We start from the raw sequence: 9,753 nt of genomic DNA, 5'->3' as shown, positions 1-9,753 counted from the left end.
ACCAATCCGCTTGGCGCTGCGGCGGACGCATAGGGGGAGAGAAGTGTCACCTATGTATCCGGTTCAAAGTGTTACCCATCTATCGGCTGGACAGCTGGTCGCAGCCTCGGCGCTCTTCCTGCAACGCTGGCGATTGGCGAAACCGGCGACGACAGCATCCTTCGCCCCGTTTACGAGGAGAAGATGGCGGCAGCCAGATGAGGGGCGGCGCTGGCGTTCGGAAGATGGGTTTGATTGGAAGGGTCTAACCTGCAGCGACCGCGTCGAGAACGCCACCTCCACCTTGCCAAACCCAACCGCGCTGCTATTCTTGCTGCTAAAATAATTTTACACACAGGCAAACATGTTTCTCTAACCGCAAGGCTGAGATGAGCCAGTCGCCCTACCCTTCAGTGACAGCTGGGCCGCCGCGGCCGAGCCTCGTCGTGAGGCCCGGACAGATCGCGCTGCCGCCGGGCATGGAGCGCCATACTATCCTGGGGAATGGCGCGGTGCTGATCGAGGTCGAGGCCGGCGATACGTTCACCGTGCGCAATGTCGAGGGCGGGCAGGCTTGCGAGTTGCTGGCCTGGGACAGGACCGGCGCCACCGATCCTTCCATCCTCGGCGAAAAGTCCAACAGCAATGCCGCCGGGATCAAGGCGCTTCTGGCCGAGGGCGATGACAGCCTGGCTTCCGTCCGTCGTGGCCTTGAGCGCCGCCAGGTGCAGCTCGACGAGCCCAAGGCGGTGCGTGTGTTCGGTGGCGCAACGCCTGCCGGCACCGAGCAGGCATTCACTGTCACGCGCGACGGCGCGATGCTGATTGCCGCACCCGGCGGGCCGATGCTCGTCGACGGCCATGATACGGCAACGCCGCTCACCGTTCTCGTGCGGCGCAACACCATCCGGCTGAAAACGAAGTCGCAGCTTGCCGATCCGCTCGCCGATCCGGTGCTAGACCTGCGCGTCCATTCGGCGACGGCCGAATCCTATTTCGTCAAGGCGGGCGACTACCTGCAGATCATCGATGTCGACGGCCGCCAGTGCACCGATTTCCAGTGCTTCTCGGCGCGCAAGCTGGACAAGGGGCTGGACCATCCGCTCGACGTAACGACCACGCGCACGCTGATGGGGTCGAGCTACCCGATGCCCGGCCTTCACTCGAAATATTACGACCAGGACATGGAGCCCCTGGTCGAGGTTATCCAGGACACATGCGGCCGGCATGATGCGTTCGCGCTGGCGTGTGCCGCCAAATATTACGACGACATCGGCTATCCCGGCCACACCAACTGCTCGGAGAATTTCAACCGCGCGCTGGCCGACAAGGGTGTCACCCCACGTGCCGGCTGGATGGCGATCAACTTCTTCTTCAACACGGCGATCGACGCCCATGGCGTCATGGTGTCGGATGAGCCGTGGTCGCGCGCCGGCGACTATGTCCTGCTCAGGGCGCTCACCGACATCGTCTGCGTCTCCTCCGCCTGTCCCGACGACACGACACCGGCCAATGGCTGGAACCCGACCGACATCCATGTGCGAACCTATTCCGGCCAACACAAATTCTCGCGAGCGATCGCCAGACGCATGACGCCCGATTCGGAACCGAAAATGACCCGCGAGACCGCCTTCCATTCAAGCTTCGCCAAGCACACCCGCAACTTCGTGGAATACCGGGGTTATTGGCTGGCCAATTCTTTCGCCAAAGAGGGGCCGATCGCCGAGTACTGGGCCTGCCGGCAGGACGCGGTGATCATGGACCTGTCGCCGCTGCGCAAGTTCGAGGTCGCCGGTCCCGATTCCGAAGCGCTGCTGCAATACACGCTGACCCGCGACGTCAAGAAGCTCGGCGTCGGCCAGGTCGTCTATTCCGCCATGTGCTACGAGCATGGCGGCATGATCGACGACGGCACGCTGCTGCGGCTCGGCAAGGACAATTTCCGCTGGGTCGGCGGCGATGACATGTCCGGCGAATGGCTGCGCGAGACGGCAAAGAAGCTTGGCCTCAACGTGCTGGTGCGCTCGTCCACCGACCAGATGCACAATGTCGCTGTCCAAGGGCCGAAGAGCCGTGACATTTTGCGAGAGGTGGTCTGGACCTCGCCGCTGCAACCGTCGATCGACGAACTCGAATGGTTCCGCTTCGCTGTCGCGCGCATCGGCGGCGGCAATGGCATTCCGGTCGTGGTGTCGCGCACCGGTTATACCGGCGAGCTCGGCTACGAAATCTGGTGCCACCCACGCGACGCCGAAAAAGTGTTCGATGCCATCTGGGAGGCCGGCCAGCCGCACGGGCTGAAGCCGATGGGCCTGCAGGCACTCGACATGGTGCGCATCGAAGCCGGGCTGATCTTCGCCGGTTACGAATTCTCCGACCAGACCGACCCGTTCGAGGCGGGCATTGGCTTCACCGTACCGTTGAAGGCCAAGACCGACGATTTCATCGGCCGCGAGGCGCTGATAAGGCGCAAGGAACATCCGCAGCACAAGCTCGTTGGCCTCGACATCGACAGCAATGTCGCCGTCGGCCATGGGGATTGCGTCCATATCGGCCGCGCCCAGATCGGTGTCGTCACCTCGGGCATGCGCTCGCCGGTGCTGAACAAAAACATCGCTCTGGCGAGGCTTGACGTCACCCACGCGGCAATCGGCACAGAGGTGGAGATCGGCAAGCTCGACGGTCATGCCAAGCGGCTGCCGGCGCGCGTCGTGGCCTTCGCCCACTACGATCCGCAAAAGACCAGGCCGCGATCCTGAGGGTTGCACCCCCGGCCCTTCGCAGGCTCAGGGCGTTCGAAGCTCGAAAGCAATTGGCTTTCCGTCCGCTACCGCGGACCGCTTCTCACCCCACAAGGGGAGAAGGACAAAGCGAGCGTTTCGCAACCGTGATGTGCACGACGCCACAAATCACTTGACGTGAAAGCGCGCCGGATCAATCTTCACTGTTAAGAAAAAAATACGACTGAGTGGAAACACTGGAGTCGTGCGGTCATGTACCGGGGAACAAGCTTCGCGAAGCCGAGGCATCACCGGCCGGGAACACAAAATGGGGAATTCAGACAGATGAGCACGATTACCACTGCCCTGGAGCAGCCCGCTGAAGGCAAGCTGCTCCGCAACATCGACTGGCGCGGCGCCTTCTGGGTGGCGAGCGGCGTTCCTGCCCTTGTCCTGTTTTCGATCGGCGGCATTGCCGGAACGACGGGAACGCTGGCCTTCGGGATCTGGATCGCTTCCATGATCATGGGCTTCCTGCAATCCTTCACCTATGCCGAGATCGCCGGCCTGTTCCCGAACAAGTCGGGCGGCGCCTCGATCTACGGCGCCACCGCCTGGCTGCGTTATTCCAAGTTCATCGCGCCGCTGTCGGTGTGGTGCAACTGGTTCGCCTGGTCGCCGGTGCTGTCGCTGGGCTGCTCGATCGCCGCCGCCTATATTCTCAACGCGCTGGCGCCGGTGCCGCTGTTCACCGAGGCGTCGCCGGACGTCGTCGCCTATATCGCGGCGCATGCCGGAACGGTGCCTGCCGACGCCATCGCCGCGGTGACCGCGGCGGCCACGCCGGCCATCCGCAACTGGACGCTGTTCAGCCACACGCTAGGTCCTGTCTCCTTCACCCTCAATGCCACTTTCTTCATCGGCGCGGTGCTGATGCTGATCATCTTCTCGATCCAGCATCGCGGCATTCTCGGCACCGCCAATGTGCAGAAGTATATCGGCCTCCTGGTCATCATCCCGATGCTGATCGTCGGTGTCGTGCCGATCGTCACCGGCCAGATCAACTGGGCGAACTTTTCGCCGCTGGTGCCGCTGGCGGCGGCTTACGCGCCGGAGCCCGGCTCGTGGAACATTGCCGGCTGGACGCTGGTTCTAGGCGGCATGTTCATCGCGGCGTGGTCGACCTACGGCTTCGAGACCGCCGTCTGCTACACATCGGAGTTCAAGAACCCCGGCACCGACACGTTCAAGGCGATCTTCTATTCCGGCCTGCTCTGCATGCTTCTGTTCATCCTGGTGCCCTTCACCTTCCAGGGCGTGTTGGGCCTCAACGGCATGCTGGCGACGCCGATCGTCGACGGCTCCGGTGTTGCCGATGCACTGGCCGGCATGGTCGGGGGTGGCGCATTGATCCACAGCCTCTTGGTGATGCTGATGATCCTGGCGCTGGTGCTGTGCATCATGACGGCAATGGCCGGCTCGTCGCGCACGCTCTACCAGGGCTCGGTCGATGGCTGGCTGCCGCGCTATCTCAGCCACGTCAACGAGCATGGCGCGCCGACGCGCGCCATGTGGACCGATCTCGTCTTCAACCTGATCGTGCTGGCCATCGCCTCGGCCGACGCGACGAGCTTCTTCTTCATCCTCGCCGTGTCGAACTGCGGCTACATCATCTTCAACTTCCTCAACCTCAATGCCGGCTGGATCCACCGCATCGACAACGGCCACATCAACCGGCCTTGGAAGGCGCCGAGCTGGCTGCTCGGCCTCGGCGCCATCTTCGCCTATGTAAACGCCATCTTCATGGGCGCCGGCGCCAAGGTGTGGAACCCGATGGCGCTCTGGGCCGGCCTGATCACAGCCGCCTTGATCATCCCGGTGTTCTGCTACCGGCACTACGTCCAGGACAAGGGCAAGTTCCCCGACCACATGCTGGCCGACCTCGGCATGGCGGGCGCAGACCTCTCGGTCAAAAAGGCAGGCATGCTGCCCTACCTGACGCTGGTCGCCGGCCTGGTGGTGATGCTGCTCGCCAACTGGTACTTCGTCATCTGAAAGTGATGGCTTGAAAAGAATGGGCGCGCTTCGGCGCGCCCGTTTCTTTTTGTGGCAGACGTCAGCCGGCCTTGCGGATGACCGCTTCGGAGCCTTCGAAGAACCGGTTCGGCGGACGCTTCAGGCCGAGATTCTCGCGCAAGGTGGTGCCCTCATACTCGCGCCGGAAGAGCTTTCGCCGCTGCAGCTCGGGCACCACCTTCTCGGCGAAGTCGTCGAGCCCGGCTGGCAGATAGGGGAACATGACGTTGAAGCCGTCTGACCCTTCGGCAAACAGCCATTCCTCCATCGAATCGGCGATGGTTTTCGGCGTGCCGACGAAAGCAAGGCCGGAATAGCCGCCGAGCCGCTGCGCCAGCTGGCGGACGGTCAAAGTCTCTCGGCGCGCCAGCTCGATGACGCGCTCACGGCCGCTCTTGGAGGCATTGGTCTCGGGGATTTCGGGCAAGGGCGCGTCGGGATCGAAGCCGGATGCGTCGTGCCCCAGCGCGATCGACAGCGAGGCAATGCCGCTCTCGTAATAGACCAGGCTGTCGAGCTTGGCGCGTTTGGCCTGTGCTTCCTCGACGCTGTCGCCGACGATGACGAAGGCGCCGGGCAGGATCTTGATGTCGTCGCGCGAACGGCCGAGCTTCTCGGCCCGGCTTTTGACATCGGCAAAGAAGCGCTGCCCGGACGCCAGATCGGAATGGGCGGCGAAGATCACCTCCGCCGTTTCGGCTGCCAGCTGCCGCCCGGCCTCAGATGCGCCGGCCTGGACGATGACCGGCCAGCCCTGCACCGGCCGCGCAATGTTGAGCGGGCCGCGCACCGAGAGATGCTCGCCCTTATGGTCGAGCACATGCAGCTTCGCGGGATCGAAATAGAGCCCGCTCTCGGCGTCGCGGATGAAGGCGTCGTCGGCAAAGCTGTCCCAGAGGCCGGTCACCACATCGTAGAATTCCCGCGCATTGTGATAGCGCTCGTCGTGCTCGACATGCTCGTCGAGGCCGAAGTTCAGCGCGGCGTCGGGATTGGATGTGGTGACGATGTTCCAGCCGGCGCGGCCGCCGCTGATATGGTCGAGCGAGGCGAAGCGACGGGCAATGTGATAGGGCGCGTCGAAGGTCGTCGATGCGGTGGCGACAAGGCCGATATGATCAGTGACGGCGGCGAGCGCCGACAGCAGCGTGAACGGCTCGAACGAGGTCACCGTGTGGCTGCGCCGTAGCGCCTCGATCGGCATGTTGAGAACGGCCAGATGGTCGGCCATGAAGAAGGCGTCGAACTTCGCCGCCTCAAGCGTCTGCGCAAAGCGCTTCAGATGGGCGAAGTTGAAGTTGGCATCGGGATATGAGCCGGGATAGCGCCAGGCCCCGGTGTGAAGACTGACCGGACGCATGAAGGCGCCGAGCCGCAATTGCTTATTGTCTACCATGGGATGATCACCTGATGCGAACGAGGGTTGCCGCTCCGATATGTAAGCAGGATCGGACGGCTTTGCCGTCCTGGGAAGGAATTCTGTTTTGCAAAACCGGCGCCGCGAAGCATTTTCATACAGGTGGCCGTTCAACCTATTTTGATGAACCCGCCTGGTGTTGAGATACTTGCCTGGGTGCTCGGTGCCACCGGCAAGGAGAAAGCCAGAACGCCGCACGTCAAGCGTACGGCGTTCCAGCATTTTCCAAGGAAGATCCTGTGCCCCAGCAGCGCCTACTCGGCGGCCAGCGCCAGTGGCGGCCTGTCATTGTCCTGCACGGCCTCATCAGCCGGCTTCCTGCCTTTCTTCGGCTCGCGGCCGAAGAACAGCGCGTAGCCTGCCGGCAGCACCAGGATGGTGAGTACGGTGGCGACGAGGATGCCGCCCATCATGGCGTAGGCGAGCGGTCCCCAGAACACCGCACGCGAGATCGGGATCAGCGCCAGCACCGCCGTCATCGCCGTCAGCACGATCGGCCGGAAACGGCGCACGGCCGAGCCGATGATGGCCTCCGATCGGTCCATCCCCCTGGCGATGTCCTGATCGATCTGGTCGACCAGGATGATCGAGTTGCGCATGATGATTCCGAGCAGCGCGATGACACCAAGGATGGCGACGAAGCCGAACGGCGCGCCGCTGATCAACAGAGCCGCCGCCGCACCGATGATGCCGAGCGGACCGGTGGCCAGCACGAGCATCGCCTTGCCGAAATGCTGCAGCTGGATCATCAGGAGCACGACGATGACGGCCAGCATGATCGGCGCCTTGGCGGCAATCGAGGCCTGGCTTTCGGCGGAATCTTCCGCACCGCCCTGGATCTCGATCTTGTAGCCGGGCGCCAGGCCGGCGCGCATGCCCTGCATGTCATTGTAGAGCTTGGTGACGACGTCGTTCGACTGCACGCCATCCGGCAGCGTGGCGCGCACCGAGATGGTCGGCAGGCGGTCGCGCCGCCATTCGACGCCCTGCTCGAGCACCGGCACCACCTTGGCCACCTGCGACAGCGGCACGAAGCCGCCGAAATCGGTCGGGATATAGACCGAGTCGACCGAGGACAGCAGGCTGCGGCTGGCGTCCGGTTCGCGGGCGACGATGGAAACCGTCTCCTCGCCATCACGGAAGTCATCGAGCGGCGCGCCGGACATCGCTGCCTGCAGCATCTGGCGGATGCGCTGCGAGGTGACGCCAAGCGCACGGGCGCGGTCCTGGTCGATGACCAGCTTCATCGCCGGTACCGGCTCCAGCCAGTCGTCATGGACGGCGCCTAGGAGCGGATTTTCGGCGAATTTCGCCTTCACCTGGTCAGCTATGCGGCGCACCTCCTGGCGGTCCGGACCCATGATGCGCATCTGCACCGGCCAGCCGGTCGGCGGGCCGAGGAACAGACGGTCGACCTTGGAGCGGATCGAAGGGAAATCCTGCGCCAGGACTGAGCGCAGCTTGAGGATCAGCCGCTCACGTGCCGGCTCGTCATTGGCCATCACCAGAAGCTGCGCATAGTTCGGATTGCGCAATTGCTGGTCGAGCGGCAGGAAGAAGCGCGGCGCGCCTTCGCCGATATAGGTGGCGATGAAGCGCTTGTCCTTGTCGTCCATCATCCGGGCTTCCAGCGCTTTGGCCTGCGTCTCGACCTCCTTGATCGAGGTTCCCTCAGGCAACCAGAGATCGACGAGGATTTCCGGCCGCGAGGATTGCGGGAAGAAGTTTTGTGGGATGAACTGGAGCGCCCACAGGCTGGTGGCGAAGGTGACCAGCGTCATCACCAGAACGATGATGCGGTGGCGCACCGCCCAGCCGACCGTGGCGCGCAGCCGCCGGTAGAAGCCGGTGTCGAAGGCGTCATGATGGTTGCCGGCGTGTTTGCGCTGCTTGAGGATCATGTAGCCCAGCCACGGCGTGAAATAGACGGCGACGAACCACGACACGACCAGCGCGATGCCGACCACATAGAACAGCGTGCGCACATATTCGCCTGCGGTCGAGGCGGCGAAGCCGACCGGGATGAAGCCGGCTATGGTGATCAGCGTGCCGCTCAGCATCGGGAAGGCGGTCGAGGAATAGGCGAAGCTCGCCGCCTCGATCTTGACCAGCCCCTCCTCCAGCTTGCGCTCCATCATCTCGACGACGATCATGGCGTCGTCGACCAACAGCCCGAGCGCGATGATCAGGGCGCCGAGCGAAATGCGCTGCAGATCGATGCCGAGCTCGTACATGATGGCGAAGGTGGCGGCCAGCACCAGCGGAATGGCAATGGCGATGACCAGGCCGGAACGCCAGCCGATCGACAGCAGCGAGACAGCAAGCACGATCAGCAGCGCCTCGCCGAGCGCCTCCATGAACTCGTTGACGGCGTCCTTGACAACCTCGGGCTGGTTGGAGATCTGGTCAACCGCAACGCCGTAGGGCAGCGCTTCCTCAAAGCGCTTGTAGGTCGCCTCGACATCCGTGCCGACGTCCCTGACGTTAAAACCCTTGGCCATGACGACGCCGACCTGGACGCTTTCGTGGCCGTTGAAGCGGTACTTGCGCTGATAGGGATCTTCGAGACCGGAACTCACGGTGGCGATGTCGCCAAGACGTGTCACCTGACCACCGGCGCGCAGGCGCAATTCCCTGATGTCGGCAGCCCTGGTGACATCGCCCTCGACCGAGATGCGCACCGAGCGCAGGCCGGTGTCGACGGAGCCCGCCGGATCGACATTGTTCTGGCCCTTGATGGCGTTCTGCAGGTCGGTCAGCGTCAGGCCGCGTTCGGCCAGGGCCTTGGACGAGACGTCGATATAAAGCTTCTCCGGCTGGTCGCCGATGATGACGGCCTTCTCGACGCCCGGCGTCGTCAGCAGCATGTCGCGAGCCTGGGTGGCGAATTTCTTCAGCTCCGGATAGCTGTAGCCGTCGCCGCCGATCGAGTGCAGGGTGATGAAGGTGTCGCCGAACTCGTCGTTGAAATAGGGCCCGAGCAGGCCTTGCGGCAGGTCGCCGGAGATGTCGCCAACCTTCTTGCGCACCTGGTAGAAGGCGTCCTTCACCTCCTCTGCATTGGTGTCGCCCTTGATCTGGACGGTGATGATGGCGCTGCCGGCGCGGGTGTAGGAACGGACGAAGTCGAGGTGCGGCGTTTCTTGCAGCTTGCGCTCGATCTTGTTGACGACCTGGTCTTCCATCTCCTGGATCGAGGAGCCCGGCCAGATCGCCTGGACGACCATGACGCGGAAGGTGAAATCGGGGTCTTCCTTCTGGCCCATGCGCATCAGGCCGAGCGCGCCGGCAATGATGATCAGACCGAACAGGAAGCGCGCGATCGAGGGATGGCCGATGGCCCAGCGCGAAAGATTGAAAGGCTGCTTTTCAGTGCTGTCGGTGGCGGTCATCGGCGTCAGTCCAATTCGTTGATCGTGCGCGCATACGCTTTGCATGCAGCTAGGATATTCCGATGCTGGCTTCCGGGCGGCGAGGCTTTCCGAGCGGAGAGACACTCATCGCGGTGGGACGCGCGGATCGATGCGGAGGAACTCGATCTTGGCGTCTCGACCATCGGGC

4 protein-coding genes are annotated in these 9,753 nt (G+C 63.4%); 2 read left to right on the top strand and 2 right to left on the bottom strand.

The window, feature by feature from the left end; all coding sequences use genetic code 11:
• Window positions 1–368 precede the first annotated feature (368 nt).
• Window positions 369–2,738 carry a trimethylamine N-oxide demethylase gene (locus tag NKI37_RS11330; protein ID WP_023820980.1) on the top strand — a complete coding sequence of 790 codons (2,370 nt, stop codon included), beginning with the start codon at window positions 369–371 and terminating at the stop codon, window positions 2,736–2,738.
• 306 nt (window positions 2,739–3,044) lie between these two features.
• The gene (locus NKI37_RS11325; RefSeq protein ID WP_023668560.1) at window positions 3,045–4,754 is read left to right on the top strand and encodes a trimethylamine N-oxide permease; all 1,710 of its coding nucleotides are present in this window, start codon (window positions 3,045–3,047) and stop codon (window positions 4,752–4,754) included.
• 61 nt (window positions 4,755–4,815) lie between these two features.
• Here NKI37_RS11325 and NKI37_RS11320 read toward each other — a convergent pair whose 3' ends face one another.
• Together NKI37_RS11320 and NKI37_RS11315 are read right to left on the bottom strand one after the other, a co-directional pair.
• Window positions 4,816–6,171, bottom strand: a complete 1,356-nt coding sequence (locus NKI37_RS11320; RefSeq protein ID WP_023754046.1) for an LLM class flavin-dependent oxidoreductase — start codon at window positions 6,169–6,171, stop codon at window positions 4,816–4,818.
• 275 nt (window positions 6,172–6,446) lie between these two features.
• Window positions 6,447–9,584, bottom strand: coding sequence for an efflux RND transporter permease subunit (locus NKI37_RS11315; RefSeq protein WP_352791016.1), 3,138 nt, complete (start codon window positions 9,582–9,584; stop codon window positions 6,447–6,449).
• Window positions 9,585–9,753: the final 169 nt, after the last annotated feature.

This window comes from Mesorhizobium sp. M0626 (genome assembly GCF_040320665.1).
Lineage (GTDB): Bacteria > Pseudomonadota > Alphaproteobacteria > Rhizobiales > Rhizobiaceae > Mesorhizobium.
Note: the sequence above shows the minus strand (reverse complement) of the source record. Positions and strands in the feature narration are given on the sequence as shown.